The sequence below is a fragment of the Nocardia sp. CNY236 genome, assembly GCF_000482385.1.
Lineage (GTDB): Bacteria > Actinomycetota > Actinomycetes > Mycobacteriales > Mycobacteriaceae > Nocardia.
This window is the reverse complement of record NZ_KI519395.1, coordinates 109,463-134,002: the sequence shown is the minus strand read 5'-3', so window position 1 is coordinate 134,002 and position 24,540 is coordinate 109,463. Positions and strand designations below refer to the sequence as shown.

The following is a 24,540-nucleotide window of genomic DNA, read 5'->3' as shown; positions in this document are numbered from 1 at the left end:
TTGGGAGGCACACCCTAGGCCCCGGTGGCGAAATCGTCGTGGTTGCCCATTGCCTGGGTGAGAAGGCTCTTGCGGTATTGCTCGAGCGCCACGAGGTCGCCGAAAAGCGCGAAATAGGCATCCGACTGCTCGGTCGACGACACCCGTTGCAGTTTGGACTTGAGCTCGGCAATTTGCCGACCGACCCACGCTTCCTGAGTACGAGCCAGTACACCGGCGATGAATCGCGGAATATCGTCCGCTGATTTCACCGGCAGTGGCTCGGTGGCCAGTTCCGACAGCAGTGCGCGCACAGCAAGGTCATCGGTGCGGTCGGCAACGGCGTTGACCCACTCGGCGCCGCCGAGTCCAGCCGCCGCTCCGCCCGCTTCGGTGATCAGCGAACGGACGACGGCATATCCAGGGTGGGTGAAGGCCGCTACTTCGAGTGCGTCGAAACTTGCGCCGGCCATCGCCGGATACTGCAACGCAGCGGCCAATGCCTGCCGCTGTGGCAGCAACGTGGGATCGTTCGGATTGGGCCGAGCCGCAGGATGTTCGGCCAGAACCTCACGCGGAACAGGCGGGCGATCCTTGCCACCGCGTGCACTGCCGTTGCGGCGGCGCCTGGCCTCTTCACCGACTCGCCGCACGACCGTCTGAATGTCGTCCCAGCCCACCCAGCCGGCCAGTTTGGTGGCGTAGGCCTTGCGCAGCGCATTGTCCTTGATCTGCGCGACCACCGGCACCGCACGGCGCAAGGCCTCCACTTGACCTTCAGCACTGTCGAGGTCGTGATCGGCCAGCAGACCGCGAATCACGAACTCGTACAACGGTGTCCGGCGCGCAACCAGATCCCGGACCGCATTGTCACCGGAGTGCTGACGCAACTCGCAGGGGTCCTGCCCGTCCGGTGCGACGGCAATGTAGGTCTGGCCGGCCAGCTTCTGGTCTCCAGCAAAGGCTTTCAACGCTGCTGCCCGACCCGCGGCATCGCCGTCGAAGGTATAGATGATCTCGCCGCGCCAGAAGTTGTCGTCCATCATCAAGCGACGTAACAGCGCGAGGTGCTCGTCGCCGAAGGCAGTACCGCAGGAGGCGACGGCAGTGTGCACACCCGCCAAATGCATTGCCATCACATCGGTGTATCCCTCGACCACGACCGCCTGGTGCCCCTTCGCGATCGCCCGCTTGGCATGGTCGAGACCGAAAAGTACCTGAGATTTCTTGTACAGCACCGTTTCCGGGGTGTTGATGTACTTGGCGGGCAATGTGTCGTCATCGAACAGTCTGCGGGCGCCGAACCCGATGACATCGCCACCGAGATTGCGGATCGGCCACAACAACCGCCGATGGAATCGGTCGATCGGACCGCGCTGACCTTGCCGAGACAGACCGGCGGCCTCCAGCTCTTTGAACTCGAACCCCTTGCGCAAAAGATGCTTGGTCAGCGCGTCCCAGCCGGCCGGGGCATAGCCGCAGCCGAACTGCTGCGCGACCGCGGCGTCGAAATTACGGTCGATGAGGTACCGACGCGCGGTTTCGGCCTCCGGTTCGCGCAATTGGGCCATGTAGAACTCGTGGGCGGCTGCGTTCGCCGCGACCAGCCGGGTGCGAGTGCCACGATCACGCTGCACCGAGGTTCCGCCACCCTGGTAGTTGATCCGATAGCCGATGCGATCGGCCAACTGCTCGACCGCCTCGACGAATCCGAGATGTTCGATCTTCTGCAAGAACGCGAACACGTCGCCGCCCTCACCGCAGCCGAAGCAGTGGAACAGACCATGGTTGGGCCGCACATGGAACGACGGTGACTTCTCGTCGTGGAAGGGACACAACCCCTTCATGGAGTCCGCGCCAGCACGCTTCAACGCGACGTACTCACCCACCACGTCTTCGATCCGGACGCGTTCACGGATTGCCGCGATATCGCGATCAGGAAGTCGTCCGGCCACGGCTCAGAGTCTAGGGGAATGCGGCGGCGAGGTGCCCAGGCGGTTCGATACGCCGCGGCGCGACCTGGCCAAAGCCCTCCCCTACTCCGAAAACCTGTCCGAGGGGGCGGCCGAGGTAATGTGATCAGAACCACCGTGCCAGTAGGGTCGCCAGACCATCCTCGATGACGGGTGGACAGACTTCGTCGGCGGCGGCACGAACGACGTCCGGGGCTTGGCCCATGGCCACCCCGTGGGCGGCCCAAGCGAGCATTTCCAGATCGTTGACGCCATCGCCGACCGCAAGGGTTTCGCTTCGTGCGACACCGAGTTCGACCCGCAGCGTCTCCAACGCGGACGCCTTCGTCACACCGGCCGAGGTCGCGACCAGCCAGGGCCCGTCCAGGCTGATCGCGCACTGTATCCATGGCATCGGCGTGTCCGAGAGCGCGGCGGCCAGTTCGGTACCGGTTCGGCCCGGCCAATGCACGGTCAGCCGGGTGGTCGGAGTTGCTACCAGTCCCGGGAAATCGACCACGCGTACCTTGCTGCTGATCTCCGGGCACGTGTCGGTGTGTCGGGTGGTGCGGTCACCGACCCCGGCTTCCTCGGCAGTGAACACCGCGCCCGGGAGCAGCCGACGCAACACCACAACTGGTTCGGCCGGGTCGAACACGATTTGGTCGAGAACCTCGCCGGTGGCGCTGTCGATCCGGACCGCGCCATTCGAGCAGATCGACACACCGGTCGACAAACCGAGCTCGGTCAGAAACGGCAGCACCGACAGCACGGGCCGACCCGTCGACAAGACCACATGAGCACCAGAATGCGACACCGCCGCCACAGCTGCACTTACCCGAGGGCTGATCATGGTGTGCGCGAGACGAGGACTCACGCCCTCGACACAGATCGTGCCATCGATATCCAGAGCCACGAGACGAGGCCGCCAGCCTCCGGGAGAAGCCACATCTCGAGACTAGACAACAGACCCTCTGACCAACCACGAGCAGCGACGAAGCCTCAGAGGGATCTCGAGCTATTCGGTGTGCGGCCGTAACTCGACGCTCATTCGACGAACAGCGCCATGGACGCGGTGAACCCGTGGAGCGCGTTGCGGCCGGCGATAGGACCGATCTCCCCCGTGGCGAAGCACCCCGCGAGCGGAATGCCGCCGAGTAGATCCACGATCGTCGCGGCATCGTGATCGGCTACCCCGAACATCTTTCGACCGCGACCGGTGCAGGTGAACAGCAGCGCACCCGCCGGATCTCCGGACAACTCCGCGCTCGCCCGTGCCAGCGTCGCGCGCAGGTCCCTGTCCGCGCCGACGGCGTCTCGAACCTGGAACTGCACCGTGGTACCGACCTCGACGGCCTCACCGATCTCCACCGCACCGCTGGGCAAGTCGGCGCCGAGGACCCCACGGATCAGGAAGTCGCCCTGCCCCGGCGCCGCCAAATGCTCGTCGACCACGATCCCGATCTGCAGGCTGTGCATGAACAGGTCCTGTTCGTCCGGTGGCAGCACCTCGATGATCTCTCGTAGCCGTTGCACGGGCGGCCGGCCGCCGAGTTCGGTGATCAGCGAACCACGCGCACCGGTGACGATATACGGGTACCCGATCGGGCGACAGCCCTGCGAAACGACCGGCACGCTGAGCAGGCCGGGCAGCCGGACGCCGACCGCACCGGAGGTCACCACATCTGCATCGCGGAACAGTCGGCTACTGTCTGGCCCCGGCGCACCGCTCACCAGTCCGCCCATGGTGACTATCCCGGGCAGTTCGGTGTTCAAGTGCTGCAGCAGCACGTGTGCCGGGAACGAGTGGGCATCCGGAAGCAGCAGGTGCAGGTCACGCGTCTGCTTGTCGAAGCGGTACCCGGTGAGCAACCCGCCACTCGCCGTGCGCACAAAGTTCAGCCGGAACGTTTCAGCAGGCAGCCCGGATGCCAACCACACCGCCACCGCAGGCTCGTTTTCGATCTCCCGGCGGCCGGCGACCACCGCCTGCGCCACGCATCCCACCAGCGCAGGCGCCTGGATCGTGCGCTGGACGCCGGCGAGAACAGCCGACGCCTCGTCGCCGTGCGCCCGGGACACGAACAGCATCGCAAGCGACACTGCCTCACCGGCAAGCTGCTCACGCGCGCGCACCGCGGCCTGCTCACCCGCCCGCGACGCAGCGGGCGCGGTGGAGAGTCCAACCCCGATCCGCACCCTCTTATCCTAGCCAACCAGCGGATTCCGAGCTGTCGTTGCGGCACAGAGTATTTCACCGCACGTTCGGGGAGGCGCCGAGAATGCGATCTAGACGTCCAGTCGAGCGGCAACCGACTCCAGGCGACTTTCGGTGTAGGAAGCGATCTGGTCGATGATGACGCGCACCCGGTCGGTGTCGGTGGCGGCGGCGTTCCAGAACGGCAGCAACAGCGGGTCGAGGCCGTCCGGGGCAGTCGTCAGGAGATTCTGCGCCACCGCGAGGATGCGCTCACGCTGCACCGCCTGGCGCAGCCGATGCTGCTGATCGGACATCACATAGCGCAGCGCGACCGTTTTCAGCAACGCGACCTCGGCGGCAACCATCCGTGGTATTTCCAGGTCGGCGTGGTATCGCGACAGTGGTTGCAGCCCAGCAACCTGCCTGGTCGCCGCGATCGCGGCCGTGGCGAAGCGGCCGACCAGCTCGCTGGTGAGGCGCTTCAACGCAACCGAGGCAGTGAAGGAACCGTCGTAGGCGGCCGCAGCCGCGACCACCGGCAGTTCCGACAAACGCTGCGCAGCGGAAGTCAGCTCGTCGGCGGCGAGCGAATGCTGGAACTGGCCGAGAGTCGCCAGCGCGTCCTGTTCGACCGGGTCGGCCAGCGCACGTAGATCGATCCGGCCGGCGAGCACGCCGTCCTCGACATCGTGCACCGAATAGGCGACGTCATCTGACCAATCCATGATCTGGCATTCCAGGCTGCGCCGCCGGTCCGGAGCGCCGCTGCGTATCCAGTCCAGACGCTGCACGTCGACGCCGTAGGCACCGAACTTCGTGCCGGGCACCGTCCGGGTCCACGGGTATTTCAGTGTCGCGTCGAGCGCGGCGCGGGTGAGATTGAGGCCCGCGCTGGCGGAATCGGATTCGACGATCTTGGGTTCGAGTCGAGTCAAGATGCGCAAGTTCTGTGCGTTTCCCTCGAATCCGCCGTGGGCGTGAGCGAAGGTATCCAATGCGATCTCACCGTTGTGGCCATAAGGCGGGTGCCCGATGTCATGGGCGAGACCGGCCAGGTCGACCAGGTCGGGATCGCAACCGAGCCCGTCGGCGATACCGCGTCCGATTTGAGCGACCTCGAGCGAATGGGTGAGCCGTGTTCGGGGAGTATCCCCCTCGCGCGGACCCATCACCTGAGTCTTGTCCGCCAGTCGGCGCAGCGCAGCGGAATGCAGCACGCGGGCCCGGTCGCGGGCGAATTCGGTGCGATGCCCGGTCACGAACTCGCTTCCCAGGCCGCCGAGCCCTGCCGTCTTGGCGTGTTCGACGACAAGACGCTGCTGATCGTGGTCGGTGTAGCGGTCGCTCATCGAAACTCACTGTTGCGCGGTGTAGGTGAAGTCCGCTGAAAAGTGTGTGAGCTGGTACCACAGCAGAGCCGCGGTCTCCCTGGCGATGCCATGCATTTGTGACTCTCGGGTGTAGACCGCAGGGCCGGTCCGCGTCGGCGCCGTCCAGGCCGCGAGGCCCTCGTCACGGGCCATCGTGCGCGTGCGCAACGAGTGCCAGGGATCGCTGACCAATATTGCCGAGGACATCTCCCGTGCCCGCATGGCCATCGCCACTGCCTCGACGCTGAGCAACGTATTCGAACCGGTTTCGACGGCAAGAATCTTGTCGCCGGGCACGCCCCGTTCGCGCAGGTAGTTCTTGCCCGAGGCCGCTTCGGTGAACAGGTCACCGTCCTGCTTGCCGCCCACAGTGATCACCTGCGGCGCGACCCCCAACTGGAACAGCTCATAGGCTTGATCGAGTCGTGCCTCGAACACCGAGGACGGCGTGCCGGAGTACTGCGCGGCGCCGAGCACCACGATCGCGTCGGCCGGGGTGTAGTCGTCGATTCGTGCGACCTGCCAGACGCGAAATGCGGTTCCGCCGACCAGCAACACCCCCATCACCGTCGCGCCGATCACCAAGCGGTGTGCCCAACGAAGCGCTCTCGCACCGATTCCGTTCGCTCCGACGGGGTCGGCGCCCGATACGCTGCGCCTCCTTGACGTATCCACCCCCCAAGTCTGCCAGCAGCACAAGGATCCCCAGATCGACCACACGCCGCCGACCGCCGACGGACTAGATTCGTGCCATGTCACTGCTGCTGTGGAATCGACTCGCTCGGCTGCTCGTGCTCGGCGTGACGCTGAGCGGCCTGCTCGTGGGCGCTGCCTCGAGCGGCGCGGAACCACCGTCACGGATGGACACCCATGTCGAGGACTCGGCCCGAGCGCTCGCCGACGATCAGCTGCGCCAGGTTCGGACGGCGGTGGACCGACTCTATGCCGACCAACGAATTCGCCTGTGGGTGACCTACGTGCGCGACTTCGACGGGATTGCCCCGCAGGACTGGGCCGCTCGCACCGCCGCGCTGTCCGGATTCGGCGAGCGGGACCTGCTGCTGGCGGTCGCGACCGAAGACCGCGCCTATCGACTCGCCGGCACAGTGCCCAGCGGCATCAGCGATTCCGAGCTCGATGACATCGAGATCGACGCGATCGAGCCCGCCCTGCGCGACGGACGCTGGGCCGAGGCAGCGATCGCGGCCGCCGACGGCATGGATTCGGCTCTGCGCAACGGTGGGGTGAGCACGCGCGCCTTGCTGCTCATCGGACTGGCAGTAGTACTGACCACCGGTGGCCTGGTGTGGTTCGGACGCAAACGGCGCGGTGATCGCTTCGAAGCTGCACTCACAGCCGCCCGAGGTATCGATCCGCAGGATACGGCAGCGCTGGCGGCACTGCCGCTGGACACCCTGCATGCGCGCTCACGAGAGGCGCTGGTCGATATCGACAATGCGGTGCGTACCAGTGGCGAAGAACTCGACCTGGCCAGCGGTGAGTTCGGTGAAACCGCCACCGCGCCGTTCCGCACCGCGCTCGAACATGCGAAAGCTGCCGCTGCCAAGGCTTTCACGATCCGCCAGCGTCTCGACGACGCCATTCCGGAAACCCCGGAACAACAACGCGCACTGCTGGTCGAATTGATCGGCACGGTGGGGGCAGCGGACAAGGAACTCGATGCGCAGGTGGCCGAATTCGACGCCATGCGTGATCTCCTCTTCGATGCTGCCGCCAGGCTGGACGCACTCACCAGGGACAGCGTCGACGTCATCGCCCGGTTCCCGGGATCGGACGCCGAAATCGTGCGGCTGCGCGCCGCCTATCCGGCCAGCGTGCTCGCACCGATCGACGACAACGTGACCATGGCGCGCGAGCGAATAGCGTTCGCAGAGAAGAATATAGACTCCGGTCGGGCGGCGCTGAGGCGGCGTGTCGGTAGGCAGGGCGGCGCGGTCGCCGCGATCCGGGCTGCCGAATCCGCGATCGGTCAGGCACGCATCCTGCTCGACGCGGTCGACAACGCATCGACGGACATCCACCAGGCCCGTGACGGACTGGCCGGAGTACTGGAAGAGTTGCGCCGCGACATCGCCACCGCCACCGAGTTCACCGCCTACGGCGGCCCGGATTTGGAGGCCGCGCGCACCGCAGCGCAATCCGCACTGGCCGAGGCGACTTCTACTGCGGCCACCGACCCGCTGACCGCCTTCCACCACGCCGTGACCGCCGACACCGACCTCGATCGCGCCCTCGCCGACGCCACCGACCGCAAACGAGCCGTCGAGGACTTGCAGCGCCGACTCGACCGTGCGCTCGCCAACGCGCGAGCCCGGATCGGCGCGGCCTTGGACTACATTACTCCCCGTCGCGGCGGCGTCGATGCCGAAGCACGCACGCGACTGTCGGAAGCGCAGCGCAATCTCGACCAAGCGAATCAGCTGAGCTCCACCGAACCTGGGCAGGCGCTGCAGTACGCGCAGACAGCGGCCGTTCTGGGCGAGCGGGCGCTGCACATCGCGCAATCCAGCGTGCTGGCCTGGGAGAGCAGAACTCCATACCGGGGCACCGACACCGCAGCGGTGCTCGGCGGCATTCTCGTCGGAGGACTACTGCGCGGAGTCGCCGGCGGCGCCCGACATTCCGGCACGGGCTTACGTGCGGGTTCTTTCGGCGGCTCGACCGGGACACGACGAATCAACCGGGGCGGGAGGTTCTGACCGAGGTTCCTCGCACACGATCGAGACCACCGACCTAAGCTGACACCGTGAGTCAGGACAACCTGCGGGCGTCGGACGCCGATCGCGAGAAGATCATCGACCAGTTGCGCCAGGCGATCGCCGAAGGAAGGCTGTCGCTGCCCGAATTCGATGAGCGCCTGCGGCAGGTCTACGCTGCGAAAACCTATGGCGAGCTGACGCCTCTGCTGTCCGACCTTCCCGTCCCTCGCGATGCACGTCTTGCACGGACTGCACGCATTCCGCAATGGGTGACGGTCATGTGGATTCCGTGGGTATTCGTCAATTCCTTGTGCCTAGCGATCTACTTGGCCACCGGCGCGGGCTACTTCTGGCCGTTCTGGGTGGCCGTACCCTGGGGTTTCGCGTTGCTGATTCCGACCACCATCGGTATCGGCAACCACAAGCAAGGCGATCGACCCGCGATCGAAGGCGACGACGGACAGGCAACGGGTCGTATCGACAAAGATCGATAGCACGGCGATACCGACGCCCCCACTGCAGCAGATGACCTGTGCCCGTCTGTCACTACTGTGCACCCGCCCCGTCGACGGACCCGCCGGAACCGTTCGCCGCTGCGCTCCGGGTCTGTGCCTGTCGGCGCCGGGCATCCTCTCTGCGCCAAGCTTTCCGATCTCGGCGCGCGGGAGCGCCGAGCCGTCGAGTACCCCATGCCTTCGCCAGGCGTATCGAGGCGTTCTCGGGGCGCAGGTGTGGCCTGGCCCCGGCCTTCTTCAGCTCCGTGAGCAACTCCCGGCGGAAGTCGCCATAGCCCACTTCGGTGGAGTGGCGTACCGAGTCGATGAACTTGAAATGCGGGTGCGCCAGTTCATGGGCGATCGCCCGCCGCATGTCGGGCGGGCGGTGATAGCGGCCGGTGATCTCCAGACAGGCGAGCATTGCCTGGTAATCGGCGAGCGGCCATACGGAGCCGAGCGGCTGGAACAAACCGATGAAGTAGAGGTTGGGTACATCGGCATGGAACATACGCCGCCACAACGGTACTTTTTTCGCTTCCTCCCAGTCGATGAACGACGTATCGAAGAACGGGAAGGTGATCTTGTACCCGGTCGCCGCTATGACCGCATCGAACACCTCACTACTACCGTCCTCGAAATGAACACGATCACCGTCGAAACGCGAAACACCAACCCTGGGCACCACATCGCCATGACCGAGCGAGTAGATCAACTCGGAATTGATGGTGGGATGACACTGCAGAACACCGTGCTCGGGACGCTGTAGACCGAAATGCTCATAGCGTCCGATGGTCAAATGGACTACCGTTTCCATGACCGGCTGGCGCACCGAATACGGGAGCATACCGGCCGTCTTGTCCGATACCACGTCGTTGGGCCAGCCCACAATAAACTTGGGGACTATCCAGAGTCCATGGCGCATCGATATATCGCAGCGCTCGGCGACGCGCGAACATTCCACTGCCACATCGGCGCCCGAATTGCCGCCGCCGATGACCAGAACACGTTTACCGGTGAATGGCACATTGCTCTTGAATGCATGTGAGTGGATGAACTCGCCGTCGAACCGCCCCGGATACTCCGGCATACGCGGATTCCAGTGATGACCATTGGCAACCATCAGAACGTCGAAAACCTCGACCTGCTCGCCCCCCGGACCGCACGAACGAATGAGCCATGCACCATCTTCACGGCGGGTAGCGTGCAACACCTCGGTATGGAAACGAATCCTGGGGATCACATCGAAGTGTTGGGCATAGTCCTGAAAGTATTTCTTCAGCTGCGTATGGTGAGGGTAGTCCGGAGTATCCGGAGGCAAGGCGAAGTCTTCGTACTCCGAGTAGTATTTGGAACTGATGGTGTGCGTGGTCCAGTAGATACTGGAATGCCCCGGATCCTCTCGGAAAACCCAGTTTCCGCCCACCTGATCGGACTTCTCGAAAACCACCAGATCCGCGCCCAAACCATGCGCGATACACTCCTTGGCGGCAGCAATACCCGATGGCCCCGCGCCGATCACCGCTATCCGAGTGCCAGCCGCCACAACACCACCTCCTGCCGACCCAGTGCCAGCGATACCCGCAACACTACGTGGTCGGGCAGCATCCGCAGGTCACATGACCATCGAATCGTTGATGTCGGGCGCTGCTACTGCTTTGCGGCGACCGCGTCGGCAGGTGCACCGGAACCGCTCGGCGCTGCACTGCGGGCCTCTGCTTGTCGGCGCTGGGCATTCTGTCTCTGTTTGGCGGCTTTCCGAAGGCGGCGCGGAGGGGCGCCGGTACGTCTGCTGGCCCACGCCTTGATCTGAACTATCGATGCGTTCTCGGGGCGCGCGTGCGGCTTGACCCCGGCCCTTTTCAGCTCGGTGAGCAACTCCCGGCGGAAGTCCGCATAGTCCACTTCGGTGGAGTGGCGTACCGAGTCGACGAACTCGAAGTGTGGGTGCGCCAGTTCGTGGGCGATCGCCCGCCGCATGTCGGTCGGGCGGTGATAGCGGCCGGTGATCTCCAGACAGGCGAGCATTGCCTGGTAATCGGCGAGCGGCCATATGGAGCCGCGCGGCTGGAACAGACCGATGAAGTAGAGATTCGGAACCTCGGCATGGAACATACGCCGCCACAACGGTACTTTTTTCGCTTCCTCCCAGTCGATGAAGGACTTGTCGAAGAAGGGAAAAGTAATTTTGTATCCAGTTGCCGCTATGACCGCATCGAACACCTCGCTACTACCGTCCTCGAAATGAACACGATCACCGTCGAAGCGCGAAACACCGACCCTGGGTACGATATCTCCGTGACCAAGTGAATAGATCAGCTCGGAATTGATGGTGAAATGACACTGCAGGAGACCGTGATCGGGATTCTGCAAACCATAGTGCTCGTAGCGCCCAACTATCAATCGCGTTGCCGCCTCCATGATCGACTGGCGCATGAAATGCGGAAGCATCCCGGAAACTTTTTCGTAGATCACGTCGATGGGCCAGCCCAGGAAGAATTTCGAGACGAACCATTGCCCACTGCGCATCGAGATGCAGCAACGCTCGGCGACGTGCGAACACTGCACTGCCACGTCGGCGCCGGAATTGCCGCCGCCGATGACCAGGACGCGCTTTCCGGTGAACGGCACATTGCTCTTGAATGCGTGTGAGTGGATGAACTCGCCGTCGAACCGCCCCGGATACTCGGGCGTATATGGATTCCAGTGATGACCATTGGCCACCATCAGAACGTCGAAAACCTCGATCTGCTCGCCCCCCGGACCGGACGAACGAATGAGCCATGCACCGTCTTCACGGCGCGTAGCGTGCAACACCTCGGTATGGAAACGAATCCTGGGGATCACATCGAAGTGTTCGGCATAGTCCTGAAAATATTTCTTCAGCTGCGTATGGTGCGGGTAGTCCGGAGTATCCGGAGGCAGCGCGAAGTCTTCGTACTCCGAGTAGTACTTCGAGCTGATGGTGTGCGTGGTCGAACAGATACTGGAATGCCCTGGATCCTCCCGGAAAACCCAGTTTCCACCGACCTGATCGGACTTCTCGAAAACCACCAGATCCGCGCCCAAACCATGCGCGATGCACTCCTTGGCAGCAGCGATACCGGATGGCCCGGCACCGATCACCGCGATCCGAGTCCCGACCACCCCACCACCTCCTACCAACCCCGGTACCAGCTACACCTGCAACAATACTTGGGTGGAGCAGCTCCCGCAGATCGAATAGCTCGGCGACTTCGTGGTCCCGCGACTCTCAGGCGCCGATCAAGTGCTGAGCCAGATAGCCTTCGACCTTGTCCAGGGCGATGCGCTCCTGGGCCATCGAATCACGCTCACGGATGGTCACCGCGTGGTCGTCGAGCGTGTCGAAATCGACTGTGACGCAGAACGGTGTACCGATCTCGTCCTGCCGGCGGTAGCGACGACCGATGGCTCCGGCATCATCGAACTCGACATTCCAGTTCTTACGCAGCCGCGCAGCGAGGTCTTTCGCCTTCGGCGTCAGATCGGCATTGCGCGACAAGGGCAACACCGCCGCCTTCACCGGAGCGAGTCGCCGATCCAGGCGCAGAACCGTGCGGGTGTCCACCCCGCCCTTGGCATTGGGTGCTTCGTCCTCGGCATAGGCATCGACCAAAAAAGCCATCAATGAGCGGGTGAGGCCCGCCGCCGGCTCGATGACATACGGCGTATAACGCTCGTTGGTGGTCTGGTCGAAGAAAGTCAATTCGGTGCCGGAATGCTCGGAGTGCGTCTTCAGATCGAAGTCGGTCCGGTTGGCGACACCTTCGAGTTCACCCCATTCACTGCCGGGGAAGCCGAAGCGGTACTCGATATCGGTCGTGCCGGCCGAATAGTGTGAGAGCTTGTCTTTCGGGTGCTCGAACAGTCGCAGGTTCTCCGCAGCGATACCGAGGTCGACGTACCACGACAGCCGATTCTCGATCCAATACTTGTGCCACTCGACGTCGTCACCCGGCTTGACGAAGAACTCCATCTCCATCTGTTCGAACTCCCGGGTACGGAAGATGAAATTTCCGGGTGTGATCTCGTTGCGAAAGCTCTTGCCGATCTGCGCGATGCCGAATGGCGGCTTCTTGCGCGCGGTGGTCATCACATTGGAGAAGTTGACGAAGATGCCCTGCGCCGTCTCCGGACGCAGGTAGTGCAGGCCTTCCTCGGATTCGATCGGACCGAGATAGGTCTTGAGCATCATGTTGAAGTCGCGCGGCTCGGTCCACTGGCCGACGGTGCCACAGTTCGGGCACGCGACCACATCCATGGCGACCGCGTCCGGGTCCTCGAGCTTGTTCTTGAGCGCGTACGCCTCTTGCAGGTGATCCTGCCGAAAACGGTGATGGCACTGCAGGCACTCGACCAACGGGTCGTTGAACACGCCGACATGGCCGGAGGCAACCCATACCTGCCGAGGCAGGATCACCGACGAGTCCAGGCCGACGACATCCTCACGACCGGTGACCACGGTGCGCCACCACTGCTTCTTGATGTTCTCCTTGAGTTCGACGCCCAGCGGACCATAGTCCCATGCCGACTTGGTGCCGCCGTAGATCTCACCGCACGGGTAGACCAGACCCCGACGCTTGGCGAGGTTGGCAACGGTGTCCACCTTCGACTTGGGTGCCACTCGAGAATTCTCCATCCACTGCGATTCGGATCGGTATCGGCCCGACCGAAGCATTCCCACTGGCCGGCCGGAACCATCGGGTCGGCTACAGCCTAACGACCCGGCCCAACCGCGCGTCCACCGCACAGCGCGCCGGACAGATGCCGCGGCCGCGGCGGGCCTGTTTGACATGCGCACCTGCGCATATGCAAACTGGTAATGCTTTCCATTAAGGAGATGGTGTGATGACCACCCAGGCCGCCGCCGAACAACCGCACAACCCGTATCGGTCGCCCGGACCAGCACCGGTTCCCGCACGAACCGTGCTGGAAGACGCCGGTGAGCTGCTGCGGGCGCTCGCAGCGCCGGTACGTATTGCTATCGTGCTGCAGCTACGCGAGTCGCCGCGCCTCGTGCACGAGTTGGTCGACGCCCTCGGTGTCACCCAGCCTCTGGTCAGCCAGCATTTGCGTATCCTCAAGGCCGCGGGCGTCGTTCACGGTGAGCGGTCGGGTCGCGAAGTGCTCTATGAACTCGTCGACGACCACCTCGCACATATCGTCGTCGACGCCGTCGCGCACGCCGAGGAAGGGTGATTCGTGCCAGACAATACGGCCGCTCCACAGAAACCGGTCGGTATCCGTAGCACCAGGCAGCGCAGTGCCATCACCGCGCTGCTCGGTGACATCGACGAGTTCCGATCTGCCCAGGAGCTACACGACGAACTGCGTAAGCGTGGCGAGGGCATCGGCCTGACCACGGTCTATCGGACCCTGCAGTCGTTGGCGGAGGCAGGAATGGTGGACGTCCTGCGTACCGATACCGGAGAGTCGCTGTACCGCCAGTGCTCCACCGGCCACCATCACCACCTGGTATGCCGCCAGTGTGGTCGAACCATCGAGGTCAAAGGCCCGACGGTCGAAGCCTGGGCCGAGGCGATCGCCGGCGAGCACGGATTCACCGAGATCAGCCACACCCTGGAAGTGTTCGGCACCTGCGCGGTCTGCAAGCCCTGCCCCCCGCAAAGCCCCTAGCGCGCATCGCACGCTGTTCAGCCCACCGGCAGTTGGCTCGGCGCCGGTGCGGCCGCCGTGCCGGTCTGCCGGCTGCGCAGCGCACCGATTCCCAGCAGCGCGAGCGCGACGACACACCAACTCGACAGGACGATGAGCGGGCCGGCAGCCGCGGCTCCGTCGAAGAACGCGACCGATCGCAGCAGCGAGGCCGCGGCGCCGGGCGGCAGCAACTGGCCGATCTCTCCCCAGGGCTGCGGCAGCAGCTCGGGCGCCGACGTCGCCGCGGACAGGGGATTGCCCAGCAACAGCATCGTGAGTGCTGCCAGACCGATACCCAGGCGACCGAACAGTGCGCCGAATCCGACAACCGAGCCCGCGACCGTGACCGAGACCAGCCCGGCAACCGAGGAGAGTACGAGATACGACCCGGGCACCACCGACAGCCAGCCTTGGATGATCGCCATACTCAGCAGGCCGCCCAGGACGCCGAAAACGAGCAGTCCGAGCGCTCTGCCGCTCACGGTGGGGATCACCAGCGCAACCAGCACACCCGCAGCGATGCCGGACATCACCAGCGGCAATGCCATGGCGCCGAACGCGATTCCGCGTGGATCGTCGGGATCGCCGGGCACGACGTCCTCCACACGGCCGGCGGGCGCACTGGACAGCTGTCGCTCGAGTTCGGTGAGCTGTTGCGCGACAGCAGGACTTGCGCCGGAAGCGACCAACACTCGTGGTGGTCCCCCGCCGGTGACGATCGCTCCGTAGACCTCTCGGTCGGCGATCGCGGCGCGGGCGGCAGGCTCGTCGGCCATGGTCGTGATCTCGAAGACCCCCGGACTGCGCTCGGCAAGCATGGCCGACACGGCCTCGCTGTGCGGACCGGTCGCCGCCAACGGTAGATCCCGCGGCGCGATATTCGCAGCCGGCCAGGCGAAGGCGATCAACATCAAGGCCTGCAACAGGGCGACGCCGAAGCCCACAGCGAGCGCCCGCCGCGCGGTATCCATAGCACCCTCCCATAAATCGAATGCTCGTTCTTTTTCGGTGATCTTCACCGTTGCACGCTCACTCGACATTGTCAAGAGCGGATATTCGTTTTATTTTGAGGGCATGCCTCGAGTCAGTGAAGAACACCTGGAACGCCGCAGACAGCAGATCCTGAACGCCGCGCAGCTCTGTTTCGCCCGGAAAGGTTTCCACGAAACGTCGATGCAAGACGTCTTCACCGAGTCGGGACTGTCCGCCGGCGCGGTCTACCGCTACTTCAAGAGCAAGGACCAACTGATCACCGCACTGGCCGCCCAGACGACCGTCCATCTGCGCGCGGTCATGGCCGAAGCGATCCAACACGAACCACTGCTCACGCCCGCTGAACTGATCACCGCCATCGCCGAGGAGATCGTGCGCCGCAGCGGCCCGGATGGACCGGTGCGGCTGGCGCCGCAGGCGTGGGCACTGGCCTTGGTCCATCCGGAGGCAGCCGAGATGGTCCGTGCGGCGACATTGGCCATGCGCGCACTGTGGGTCGCCTACGCCGAACGCATGCGCGACGAGGGCTGGCTACCCACCGACACCGACACCGACGCCGTCGCCAAAGCGATGATCGGGCTGCTGCCCGGCTTCATGCTCCAGCATCTGATCCTCGGCGACCTGGACCCGCAGACGCTGGCGCGTGGCGTGCGCACACTACTTCCCTACGGGCACCCCGTCGAGTCCCGGACCCACTGAGTCCGTCAGGGCAACAATCCCTGCCTCGCACGGCTCGCGTTGGACAGCACGAGCAGAAGCATCGTGGTCAACGCCTGGTCGTCCAAACCAGCGGCGGGAAAGGTATAGCGCAAGATGACGTCGGCGAGCTTGCCGTGGCCGATCACCGTGAGCGAACCGAACTGCAGTGCGTTGTTGCGCTCGGCGACCCGCCTGCGCAACCGCGGGTCGAGTAGCCGATCCCAGGCCAACACACAGGTCAGAGTCAGGACATCGAGACCGGGCGCAAGATTCACCGCACGCAACGAGCACAACGCACCCTCGTATTCGTATCCGAGCGACCCTTCGGGGTCGACCCGCACATCGATGCCGTAGCGGGACAAGCACGCTCCGGCGCGTGCCTGTAGTTCCTGGTCCGGGGTCACTGCTGCATCCATCTCGGCGTCCCCGCTCACTTGGTGCCGCCGAAGCGGCGATCACGGGAAGCGTACTGCAGACAGGCCGCCCAGAGGTCGCGTCGATCGAAATCGGGAAAAAGCGTTTCCTGATAAACATATTCGGCGTACGCGGACTGCCAGATGAGGAAGTTGGAGCTGCGGAACTCGCCCGATGGCCGCAAGAACAGGTCGACATCGGGCATGTCGGGCTCGTCCAGATACCGCGCCACGGTCGCCTCGGTGACTCGCTCCGGATCGATCTCGCCTACCGCCACCCGACGAGCGATCTCCCGTGCCGCATCGGCGATTTCGGCGCGGCCGCCGTAGTTCACGCACATGGTGAGGGTCATCACGGTGTTGTCGCGAGTGAGTGCCTCGGCGATCTCCAATTCCTTGATCACACTGCGCCACAGTCGTGGTCGGCGTCCGGCCCAGCGCACACGCACCCCCATCTCGTTCATTTCGTCGCGACGGCGGCGGATCACGTCGCGGTTGAAACCCATCAGGAAGCGCACTTCTTCCGGACTGCGCCGCCAGTTCTCGGTGGAGAACGCATAGGCCGACAGCCACTTCACCCCGATCTCGATACACCCCTCGACGGTGTCCATCAGGACCGCCTCGCCCCGCTCGTGTCCCGCAGTGCGCGGCAGTCCACGCTCCTGGGCCCAACGCCCGTTACCGTCCATGACCAGCGCCACATGGTTGGGCACCAGCTCCGGCAACAGATGCGGAGGCCGAGCTCCGGACGGATGCGGCGCGGGCGGGCGGACGGCGCGAGCGGCCTTCGGCCCGGTCGCGGCAGCGGAGTCTCGACGCAGGATCACGGCCTCCATCCTGCCTGATCGACGCCACCGCCTCCGCGCTACCTGGGCCGCTCACACGCACGGGATGTGCACGAATCACGACCGAGCCGTCTGTGCCGATGCCGTATCGCGTGCAGCAGCCGGTGCCACGGACCGCTCGATGAGTGGCAACGTTCGCAACTGACGCTCCAGGTGCCACTGCACGTGCGCCGCGACCAGCCCACTGGCCTGCCGGCGCGTCACGTCGGGTGTAGCTTCGACCAGCTCCCAATCCCCACGCCGCAAGGCGACCAACAGGTCGAGCACCCCTGTGGCCGGGGTGACCGCGCCTGGAGGGCGACAGTGCACGCAGACGGCGCCGCCGGCGGCGACGTGAAAGGCCCGATGCGGGCCCGGTGTCGCACAGGTGGCGCACTCGTCCAACGCGGGCGCCCAGCCGGCGAAACCCATGGCGCGCAACAGGAATGCATCCAGGATCAATTCGTGTGGACGCCGCTTGGCGGCGATCGCGCGCAGGGCGCTCGTGGTCAGTGCGTGTAGCCGTGGCGCAGGTGCCCGCTCCTCGCCCGCGAGGCGTTCGGCGGTCTCCAGGACGGCGCACGCGGTGGTGTAGCGCCCGTAGTCGTCGATGATGTCGCTGGCGAACGACTCCACCGTATGCACCTGGGTAATGGTGTCGAACGTGCGCCCGGGATACAGCTGTAGGTCGATGTAGGAAAACGGCTCCAGCCGAGCCCCGAACCTGGACTTGGTGCGCCGTACCCCTTTGGCGACTGCTCGGATCAAGCCGTACTGGCGGGTGAGCAGGGTGACGATGCGGTCCGCCTCTCCCAGCTTGTGCTGGCGCACCACAACCGCCTCGTCCCGATACACACGCACATCGCCATCCTATTTCGTCGCCGACTCGGTGGTGCGTAGGAGTCCGGAGACCACCAGCAACACCGACTGCACAGCGTGCGTACGGGCGACGTCCCGGTCGTCGGCATGCGCGACGATCAATGCCGCCTCGCTGATCACGCTGAGCAGCAACTGGGCCAATACCGGGACCGGCGCCTCCGCGATCAATCCGGCAGCCCTGGCGCGCTCGAGTTGGGTGGTGATCAGGCCCAGACCATGGGCCGCCTCGAGGTCGCGCCAGCCTTGCCAGCCGAGCACGACCAGAGCGTCGGTGAGCGCGATGCGCACCACGGCGGGCCGCTGGCAGATCTCCAGAAAGACGCCGATACCGGCCGTCATTCCAGCCAACACGTCGCCGGGGTCGGCCGCCGCAATGGCCTTTTCGGTCTCCGCTGTGATCTCGACTTCGATCTCTTCGAGGACCGCGAGAAAGAGGCCGTGCTTGTCGCCGTAGTGATAGTGCAACGCGCCCCGGGTGACCCCCGCCGCGGTGACCAACTCCTCGGCAGTGGTTCCCGCGAAGCCGCGCTCGGTGAACAGGCGCCGTCCAGCCTGTTCGAGCGCGGCCCTGGTTGCGCGCGAACGGTCTTCCTGGCTACGACGTGGCATGCAGCCGAGTGAACTCCAGTATCGATTCGGCGAGCAACTCGGGCTGGTCTTCCGCGATGAAGGTGTAGGAGTCGTCGATGAACCGCACCGTTGCCTCCGGCAGGTCGCGCGCCAATCGGTGGGCCAGCGATACCGGAAACAAGCGATCCTCGCGCGCCCAGATCAGCAGGACCGGAACGTCGACCTCGTCGAAATGCCGTGCAGCGGCCATCGTGTACCGGTGATGGACCGAGCGCAGGAAGCGACGCAGATCGTGTCGAACCGCCGCCGAGGCGCGGCTCGGTCGCAGATACGATTCGGCGATTTCCGGCGGGACCGGCCGCTTGGCGGCCCAGCCGAAGACCACTGGCAGGCGGTGCAGCGCCCGGATACGCAGCAGGTCGGTCAACAGCCGGATCGACCCAGGAATTCTCGCGATCTGCGGGAATGCCGCGAACGGTATCGGGAAGAACGCCTCGTAGCTGTCCACCGATGCGAGTACCACGCGGCCGATCCGCGAGCTGTTACGAGTCAGCACTATCTGAGCGAGGGCGCCACCGGTGTCGTTGGCCACCAGCGTGACATCGGTGAGGTCGAGCCGCTCGAGAAATGCGGCGATCAGATCGGCGAGACCGACCGGGGTCAGGTCGGCGCCGGGGACCGCGAGTTCGTGTGCGCCCAACGGCCAGTCCGGCGCGATACAGCGGTACCCCGCCGCAGCGATCGCAGGGACCACGTTGCGCCATAGGTCGGCGTTGACGAGCAGGCCGTGCACGAAAACGATCGGAGGGCCAGTCCCGGTCTCGTGGTAGCGGATGCAACCGCCGGGCACGTCCACCTCGTGGATGCGGCCGAGTGCGGTACTGGTTGCCATGGGAATCCTCCAATGGTCTCGGGTCCATCGATTTTTACATACATACGGTATGTATGTCTATATCGCTCGCAGCCCGATCCGCGTCACCGATCTGGACGCTCGACCAGAGCAAGAGGTACCGTGGTCCGAAAAACAAACGAGACGGAGCTCACATGACCGTGTCGGACCCGACCCGACTCCCGCCCGCGACAGGACAACTGGGACTGGCCGAGTTGGCATCGGCCATCGCGGACGGAACGACCAGCTCGACAGCGGCGGTCAGCAGCGCGCTCGACCGAATCGAGGCTTCACAGCCCACGCTCAACGCGTTCCGGGTCGTGCGTCGCGATCGGGCATTGGCCGAGGCCGCAGACGCCGACCGCCGGGTGGCTGCCGGGGAGCGACTGCCCTTGTTGGGCGTACCTATCGCCGTCAAGGACGACACCGACATCGCGGGCGAGCCCACCGCGTTCGGCTGCGGCGGTGACGTCGCGCCGAAAACCGAAGACGCCGAATCGGTTCGGCGGCTACGGGCAGCGGGCGCGGTGATCGTCGGCAAGACCAATACCTGCGAACTCGGGCAGTGGCCGTTCACCAGCGCCGCCTGGTTCGGGCACACGCGCAATCCCTGGGACCGCACCCGAACTCCTGGCGGGTCCTCCGGCGGCGCTTCGGCGGCCGTCGCAGCCGGATTGATTCCCGCAGCGTTGGGATCCGACGGCGCGGGCTCGATCCGCATTCCGGCCGCGTGGACGAACCTGGTCGGCATCAAGCCGCAACGCGGGCGGATCTCCACCTGGCCCGAGCCCGAGGCGTTCTACGGACTCACTGTGAACGGGCCGCTGGCGCACACCGTGGCCGACGCCGCGCTGCTCCTCGACTCGGCCACCGGCGCCCACGCCGGCGACCTACACACCCCACCGCGGATCGGCGCCACCGACGCCGTCGGTCGTGATCCCGGCCGATTGCGCATCGCGCTGTCGCTGCGCATCCCGTTCACCGCGACCAAGACCGCGCTCGACCCGCAGGTCGAACGGGCGGTGCGGCGAACCGCCGACACTTTGCGCGCACTCGGACACACCGTGACCGTCGCGGACCTGCACTACGGTATCGGGCTGGGCCTGTCGTTTCTCCCACGCTCGATGGCGGGCATCCGCCGGGCCCATATCCGGACCCCCGGTGTCGAGATCGATCCGCGGACCAAGACCAATACCCGAATCGGCCGGTTGCTGGAAGGACCGGCACTGTCTGCGGCCCGCCGACTGGAACCGGTACTGCACGCGCGTATCGGGCAGTTCTTCCGCGACTACGACGTGGTGCTGGCCCCGACCACTGCGACTGCGCCGCCGCGAGCCGACGCGCTCGACGGGATCGGCCTGACCGCGACCAACAACCTCATCACCGCGGTCTGTCCCTATACCTGGCCGTGGAACGTCCTGGGGTGGCCGAGCGTCAACGTCCCGGCCGGCTTCACCGACTCGGGTCTGCCAGTGGGTGCACAACTGATGGGAACAGCGAACACCGAACCCCGACTGATTTCCCTGGCAGCCCAGCTCGAGTCCGAACTACAGTGGCATCGTCACCGCCCTACCCCATGGTGGTGACGCCGATCGTTCACCGCCGAAACCTCGGCGGTGATCAGAACCCGAGTTTGCCGAGTTGCTTCGGATCGCGTTGCCAATCCTTGGCTACCTTGACATGGAGGTTCAGATAGATTCGGGTACCGAGGATGTGCTCGATGTGTCCGCGAGCTCTCGTGCCGACTTCCTTCAGTCGGGAACCACCCTTGCCGATGATGATGGCCTTCTGGCTGGGCCGTTCGACATAGAGCAAGGCGTGCACCTCGAGCATGTCTTCACGTTCGGCGTAGGGCAGCACCTCCTCGATGACGACGGCCAAGGAATGCGGCAGCTCATCGCGGACGCCCTCGAGCGCGGCCTCGCGAATCAGCTCGGCCATCAATGTCTCTTCCGGCTCGTCGGTGAGTTCACCGTCCGGATAGAAGGCCGGGCCCGGCGGCAGCTTCGAGGCGATGACGTCGGTCAGCACCCCGATCTGTTCACCCTCGAGTGCCGACACCGGAACCACATCGGCCTCTGGACCCAGCAACTGGGAGACCGCGAGCAGCTGTTCGGCGATCCGGTCGCGACCGACCTTGTCGATCTTGGTGACCACACCGAGCAGCGTGGTCTTCGGCGCCATCTGTTGGACCTGCTGCACGATCCAGCGATCGCCTGGACCGATCTTGTCGTCGGCCGGGATACACAGCGCGATCACGTCGACCTCGGAATAGGTGTCGCGCACGAGGTCGTTGAGGCGCTGACCGAGCAGCGTGCGCGGGCGGTGCAATCCGGGAGTATCGACCAGAATCAACTGGGCATGCTCGCGGTGCACGATACCGCGGATGGTATGCCGCGTGGTCTGCGGGCGCGAGGAGGTGATCGCAATCTTCGCGCCGACCAGTGCGTTCGTCAGAGTCGACTTACCGGTGTTCGGACGACCGACGAAACACACGAATCCCGAACGGAACTCGCCCGACTCCCCCGCTGGCGCCGCCTCACCCATGGTGTGCCTGGCCCGCATCGGCGGTGACGGCCACCGTGTCCGCGAAATCGTCGACGACTTCGAATACCGCACCCGCGCGGTCGGTGAAGATTATTCGTGCCCCCGCCGAGACCTCCCGCACCGCGGGGACACCGAAGTCGGACAATCGACCGCCGACCACCGCAGCCGCCTCGAATCCCTCGGCGCCGCTGGAAATCGCCGCGGCCACAGCGGCTTGCAGCGCAGTCAGCCGCAGGGCGGCCAAATGAACCTCACCTGCGGCATACGTGCGCCCATCGGTATCCCGAATCGCCGCTGCGCTCGGCCCTTCGGTGCGAGCGAGCGCACCTCGGGCCAAGACGACCAGCTTGGTGTCTTCCGCGTCCAGTTCGGTCATTCGGTGTCTCCGTCCTCGTCACGACCGGGCGGAATCTCTCGCTCCGATCCGTCGACTCTGCGTTTGCCATTGGGGGTGTCGCTACTGGATTTCCCGACATGGACCGTCTCATGCGTGGCTTGGACCACGACGGTGCTCACCCGCATCCGTCCGCGCGCGTCCGCGCCGCCCTCGCCGCGCAGCACCAGTCCGTGTACCTCGACCTTCGAGCCGGGCAACGGCACCCGGCCCAGCTCGTGCGCGAGCAGCCCGCCGACCGTGTCGACATCTTCCTCCTCGAATTCCAGCCCGTACAACTGCCCGAGGTCCGCCACCGACAGCCGGGCCGAGACGCGGAAGCGGCCGTCACCCAGATCTTCGACGGGCGGGGTCTCGTCGATGTCGTACTCGTCGGCGATCTCACCGACGATCTCCTCGAGCACGTCCTCGATGGTCACCAATCCCGCGATTCCGCCGTATTCGTCCACCAGCAACGCCATATGGTTGCGTTCGCGCTGCATCCCGTCGAGCAGGGTGTCCAACGGCTTCGAATCGGGGACGAACGTCGCCGGCCGCATGACCTCGCGCACCGGCACCATCCGGCTGTTGTCGGCACACAGCACGAGGTCTTTCAAGTAGACCACGCCACAGATGTCGTCGACGTTCTCGCCGATCACCGGGATGCGCGAATGCCCGGAGCGCACTGCGAGCGACATCGCCTGTGCTGCGGTCTTGTCCGCTTCGATCCACACCATCTCGGTACGCGGCACCATCACCGCCCGTGCCGGAGTGTCGCCGAGTTCGAAAACCGACTGGATCATTCGGCGCTCGTCGTCGGCCACCACACCGCGCTCACCGGCCATCTCGACCACTTCACGCAATTCGATCTCGGAAGCGAACGGTCCGTTGCGGAAACCTTTGCCTGGCGTAATCGCATTCCCGACCAAAATCAGCAGCCTGCTGAGTGGACCGAGCAGTGCCCCGATGACCTGTAACGGTAGCGCCGCCGCCAGTGCGATCGAGTACGCATGCTGGCGCCCCAATGTGCGCGGGCCCACGCCGATCACCACGTAGGACACCAGCACCATCACCAGGGCGGTGACCAGCAGCGCCCAATTCTGCGACCACAACCGCATCAGCGCCGCCGCCAGGAGCACCGTCGCCCCGATTTCGCACAGAATGCGCAGCAACACCACGAGATTGACGTAGCGCGCGCGGTCGGCCACTATCCGGGTCAGCCGAGGCGCACCCGGCCGATCGGCGCGCACCAAGTCCTCGACGCGCGCGGGTGAGATCGTGTTCAATGCGGAATCGACTCCAGCGAACACGCCACCCACCGAGATGAGCAGGACCGCGAGCAGAACGAGGATCACGGAATTCACGCGGGGCCCAGCGACTCTCCGGGTGAGATGAATCCTGTTTTGTCCAGCAGTCGCGCATCGCGTTCAGCGAGTTCGGCTCGCCGCTGCGCCACACGCAGGCTGTCGTACCACTGCTCGAGCAACCTGGCCTGCAACGCGAACATCTCCTTCTCCTCGTCCGGCTCGGCGTGATCGTAGCCGAGCAGGTGGAGCACACCGTGCACCGTGAGCAGCGCAAGTTCGTGATCCGGCGAGTGGCCGGCCTTGTGCGCCTGACCGGCGGCGAACTGTGGGCACAGCACGATGTCGCCCAACATGGACGGACCTGGTTCGGGACTGTCGGGCCGACCACCCGGTTCGAGTTCGTCCATCGGAAAGGACATGACATCGGTCGGGCCGGGCAGGTCCATCCACCGCATATGCAAGTCCGCCATGGTGTCGAGATCGACGAGCACCATCGACAGCTCCGCGGCGGGGTGCACGTCCATCTGGGCGATCACGAACCGCGCGATACTGACCAGCTCTTCTTCGGGCACGTCGATGCCCGACTCGTTGGCGATCTCGATACTCACCCCGATAGCGTACGATCCCGGCAATCGCACAGCCGGAGCGACGC

The 24,540-nt window shown here is 65.0% G+C and carries 24 protein-coding genes; 6 read left to right on the top strand and 18 right to left on the bottom strand.

The window, feature by feature from the left end:
* Nucleotides 1-14: 14 nt before the first annotated feature.
* From dnaG to K940_RS0124785, 5 genes are all read right to left on the bottom strand, one after another.
* The gene (dnaG, locus tag K940_RS0124805; RefSeq protein ID WP_028479689.1) at nucleotides 15-1,934 is read right to left on the bottom strand and encodes a DNA primase; all 1,920 of its coding nucleotides are present in this window, start codon (nucleotides 1,932-1,934) and stop codon (nucleotides 15-17) included.
* A gap of 124 nt (nucleotides 1,935-2,058) precedes the next feature.
* Nucleotides 2,059-2,880: an HAD family hydrolase gene (locus tag K940_RS0124800; RefSeq protein WP_028479688.1), complete on the bottom strand. Its 822-nt coding sequence runs from the start codon at nucleotides 2,878-2,880 to the stop codon at nucleotides 2,059-2,061.
* Nucleotides 2,881-2,978: 98 nt separating this feature from the next.
* Nucleotides 2,979-4,130, bottom strand: coding sequence for an FIST N-terminal domain-containing protein (locus K940_RS0124795; RefSeq protein ID WP_028479687.1), 1,152 nt, complete (start codon nucleotides 4,128-4,130; stop codon nucleotides 2,979-2,981).
* Between the two features lie 90 nt (nucleotides 4,131-4,220).
* Nucleotides 4,221-5,480 (bottom strand): deoxyguanosinetriphosphate triphosphohydrolase, encoded by a 1,260-nt coding sequence (locus tag K940_RS0124790; protein ID WP_028479686.1) that lies wholly within the window; start codon nucleotides 5,478-5,480, stop codon nucleotides 4,221-4,223.
* A gap of 6 nt (nucleotides 5,481-5,486) precedes the next feature.
* Nucleotides 5,487-6,065, bottom strand: a complete 579-nt coding sequence (locus tag K940_RS0124785; RefSeq protein ID WP_155981120.1) for a YdcF family protein — start codon at nucleotides 6,063-6,065, stop codon at nucleotides 5,487-5,489.
* Between the two features lie 188 nt (nucleotides 6,066-6,253).
* Here K940_RS0124785 and K940_RS0124780 point away from each other — a divergent pair, with 188 nt between their 5' ends.
* Both K940_RS0124780 and K940_RS30270 read left to right on the top strand, forming a co-directional pair.
* The gene (locus K940_RS0124780) at nucleotides 6,254-8,221 is read left to right on the top strand and encodes a TPM domain-containing protein (RefSeq protein WP_028479684.1); all 1,968 of its coding nucleotides are present in this window, start codon (nucleotides 6,254-6,256) and stop codon (nucleotides 8,219-8,221) included.
* A gap of 47 nt (nucleotides 8,222-8,268) precedes the next feature.
* A complete protein-coding gene (locus K940_RS30270; protein ID WP_051407517.1) occupies nucleotides 8,269-8,715 on the top strand; it encodes a DUF1707 domain-containing protein in 447 nt (148 codons plus the stop codon).
* Nucleotides 8,716-8,767: 52 nt separating this feature from the next.
* Here K940_RS30270 and K940_RS30265 read toward each other — a convergent pair whose 3' ends face one another.
* From K940_RS30265 to K940_RS0124755, 3 genes are all read right to left on the bottom strand, one after another.
* Entirely contained in the window at nucleotides 8,768-10,261 is a 1,494-nt protein-coding gene (locus K940_RS30265) for an NAD(P)-binding domain-containing protein (RefSeq protein WP_081706637.1), read from the bottom strand.
* Between the two features lie 104 nt (nucleotides 10,262-10,365).
* A complete protein-coding gene (locus K940_RS30260) occupies nucleotides 10,366-11,862 on the bottom strand; it encodes an NAD(P)/FAD-dependent oxidoreductase (protein ID WP_081706635.1) in 1,497 nt (498 codons plus the stop codon).
* 106 nt (nucleotides 11,863-11,968) lie between these two features.
* Complete coding sequence (locus K940_RS0124755) at nucleotides 11,969-13,360, bottom strand: glycine--tRNA ligase (protein WP_028479683.1); 1,392 nt, start codon at nucleotides 13,358-13,360, stop codon at nucleotides 11,969-11,971.
* 224 nt (nucleotides 13,361-13,584) lie between these two features.
* On the opposite strand from K940_RS0124755, the gene K940_RS0124750 reads away from it, so the two are divergent.
* Both K940_RS0124750 and K940_RS0124745 read left to right on the top strand, forming a co-directional pair.
* Nucleotides 13,585-13,935, top strand: coding sequence for a helix-turn-helix transcriptional regulator (locus K940_RS0124750; protein WP_028479682.1), 351 nt, complete (start codon nucleotides 13,585-13,587; stop codon nucleotides 13,933-13,935).
* A 3-nt stretch (nucleotides 13,936-13,938) separates the two neighbouring features.
* A complete protein-coding gene (locus K940_RS0124745; RefSeq protein ID WP_028479681.1) occupies nucleotides 13,939-14,373 on the top strand; it encodes a Fur family transcriptional regulator in 435 nt (144 codons plus the stop codon).
* A 17-nt stretch (nucleotides 14,374-14,390) separates the two neighbouring features.
* Here the strand turns inward: K940_RS0124745 and K940_RS0124740 are convergent, their stop codons facing one another.
* Nucleotides 14,391-15,434, bottom strand: coding sequence for a hypothetical protein (locus K940_RS0124740; protein WP_231390506.1), 1,044 nt, complete (start codon nucleotides 15,432-15,434; stop codon nucleotides 14,391-14,393).
* A 34-nt stretch (nucleotides 15,435-15,468) separates the two neighbouring features.
* Between K940_RS0124740 and K940_RS0124735 the strand changes: the two genes are divergently transcribed.
* Entirely contained in the window at nucleotides 15,469-16,086 is a 618-nt protein-coding gene (locus tag K940_RS0124735) for a TetR/AcrR family transcriptional regulator (protein WP_028479679.1), read from the top strand.
* A gap of 5 nt (nucleotides 16,087-16,091) precedes the next feature.
* On the opposite strand, the gene K940_RS0124730 is transcribed toward K940_RS0124735, so the two are convergent.
* The 5 genes from K940_RS0124730 to K940_RS0124710 all read right to left on the bottom strand — a co-directional run bounded on the left by K940_RS0124730 (nucleotide 16,092) and on the right by K940_RS0124710 (nucleotide 19,664).
* On the bottom strand, nucleotides 16,092-16,502 hold the full coding sequence (locus tag K940_RS0124730) for a hypothetical protein (RefSeq protein ID WP_036530268.1): 411 nt from the start codon (nucleotides 16,500-16,502) through the stop codon (nucleotides 16,092-16,094).
* A 14-nt stretch (nucleotides 16,503-16,516) separates the two neighbouring features.
* On the bottom strand, nucleotides 16,517-17,335 hold the full coding sequence (locus tag K940_RS0124725; protein WP_028479677.1) for an isoprenyl transferase: 819 nt from the start codon (nucleotides 17,333-17,335) through the stop codon (nucleotides 16,517-16,519).
* A 66-nt stretch (nucleotides 17,336-17,401) separates the two neighbouring features.
* On the bottom strand, nucleotides 17,402-18,184 hold the full coding sequence (gene recO / locus K940_RS0124720; RefSeq protein WP_028479676.1) for a DNA repair protein RecO: 783 nt from the start codon (nucleotides 18,182-18,184) through the stop codon (nucleotides 17,402-17,404).
* Nucleotides 18,185-18,193: 9 nt separating this feature from the next.
* Nucleotides 18,194-18,811 carry a TetR/AcrR family transcriptional regulator gene (locus tag K940_RS0124715; protein WP_028479675.1) on the bottom strand — a complete coding sequence of 206 codons (618 nt, stop codon included), beginning with the start codon at nucleotides 18,809-18,811 and terminating at the stop codon, nucleotides 18,194-18,196.
* On the bottom strand, nucleotides 18,798-19,664 hold the full coding sequence (locus tag K940_RS0124710; RefSeq protein ID WP_028479674.1) for an alpha/beta fold hydrolase: 867 nt from the start codon (nucleotides 19,662-19,664) through the stop codon (nucleotides 18,798-18,800). Before K940_RS0124710 ends, K940_RS0124715 begins: the two co-directional genes overlap by 14 nt.
* A 152-nt stretch (nucleotides 19,665-19,816) precedes the next feature.
* Between K940_RS0124710 and K940_RS0124705 the strand changes: the two genes are divergently transcribed.
* Nucleotides 19,817-21,247, top strand: coding sequence for an amidase (locus K940_RS0124705; protein ID WP_028479673.1), 1,431 nt, complete (start codon nucleotides 19,817-19,819; stop codon nucleotides 21,245-21,247).
* Nucleotides 21,248-21,281: 34 nt separating this feature from the next.
* On the opposite strand, the gene era is transcribed toward K940_RS0124705, so the two are convergent.
* The 4 genes from era to ybeY are packed head-to-tail and all read right to left on the bottom strand — an operon-like array spanning nucleotide 21,282 to nucleotide 24,496.
* Nucleotides 21,282-22,208: a GTPase Era gene (gene era / locus K940_RS0124700; RefSeq protein WP_028479672.1), complete on the bottom strand. Its 927-nt coding sequence runs from the start codon at nucleotides 22,206-22,208 to the stop codon at nucleotides 21,282-21,284.
* Entirely contained in the window at nucleotides 22,201-22,584 is a 384-nt protein-coding gene (locus K940_RS30255; protein ID WP_051407516.1) for a hypothetical protein, read from the bottom strand. Before K940_RS30255 ends, era begins: the two co-directional genes overlap by 8 nt.
* Nucleotides 22,581-23,945 (bottom strand): hemolysin family protein, encoded by a 1,365-nt coding sequence (locus tag K940_RS0124690; protein WP_028479671.1) that lies wholly within the window; start codon nucleotides 23,943-23,945, stop codon nucleotides 22,581-22,583. The genes K940_RS30255 and K940_RS0124690 overlap by 4 nt, the downstream gene beginning before the upstream one ends.
* Nucleotides 23,942-24,496, bottom strand: a complete 555-nt coding sequence (ybeY, locus tag K940_RS0124685) for an rRNA maturation RNase YbeY (RefSeq protein WP_028479670.1) — start codon at nucleotides 24,494-24,496, stop codon at nucleotides 23,942-23,944. Before ybeY ends, K940_RS0124690 begins: the two co-directional genes overlap by 4 nt.
* Nucleotides 24,497-24,540: the final 44 nt, after the last annotated feature.

Excerpts from the sequence above, each read along its gene's own strand:
- K940_RS0124790 (WP_028479686.1), bottom strand. The coding sequence starts at position 5,480 with ATGAGCGACCGCTACACCGACCACGATCAGCAGCGTCTTGTCGTCGAA.
- K940_RS0124785 (WP_155981120.1), bottom strand. The coding sequence starts at position 6,065 with ATGGGGGTGTTGCTGGTCGGCGGAACCGCATTTCGCGTCTGGCAGGTC.
- K940_RS0124780 (WP_028479684.1), top strand. The coding sequence starts at position 6,254 with ATGTCACTGCTGCTGTGGAATCGACTCGCTCGGCTGCTCGTGCTCGGC.
- K940_RS0124750 (WP_028479682.1), top strand. The coding sequence starts at position 13,585 with ATGACCACCCAGGCCGCCGCCGAACAACCGCACAACCCGTATCGGTCG.
- K940_RS0124740 (WP_231390506.1), bottom strand. The coding sequence starts at position 15,434 with ATGTCGAGTGAGCGTGCAACGGTGAAGATCACCGAAAAAGAACGAGCA.
- K940_RS0124735 (WP_028479679.1), top strand. The coding sequence starts at position 15,469 with ATGCCTCGAGTCAGTGAAGAACACCTGGAACGCCGCAGACAGCAGATC.
- K940_RS0124730 (WP_036530268.1), bottom strand. The coding sequence starts at position 16,502 with ATGGATGCAGCAGTGACCCCGGACCAGGAACTACAGGCACGCGCCGGA.
- K940_RS0124725 (WP_028479677.1), bottom strand. The coding sequence starts at position 17,335 with ATGGAGGCCGTGATCCTGCGTCGAGACTCCGCTGCCGCGACCGGGCCG.
- K940_RS0124715 (WP_028479675.1), bottom strand. The coding sequence starts at position 18,811 with ATGCCACGTCGTAGCCAGGAAGACCGTTCGCGCGCAACCAGGGCCGCG.
- K940_RS0124710 (WP_028479674.1), bottom strand. The coding sequence starts at position 19,664 with ATGGCAACCAGTACCGCACTCGGCCGCATCCACGAGGTGGACGTGCCC.
- K940_RS0124705 (WP_028479673.1), top strand. The coding sequence starts at position 19,817 with ATGACCGTGTCGGACCCGACCCGACTCCCGCCCGCGACAGGACAACTG.
- era (WP_028479672.1), bottom strand. The coding sequence starts at position 22,208 with ATGGGTGAGGCGGCGCCAGCGGGGGAGTCGGGCGAGTTCCGTTCGGGA.
- K940_RS30255 (WP_051407516.1), bottom strand. The coding sequence starts at position 22,584 with ATGACCGAACTGGACGCGGAAGACACCAAGCTGGTCGTCTTGGCCCGA.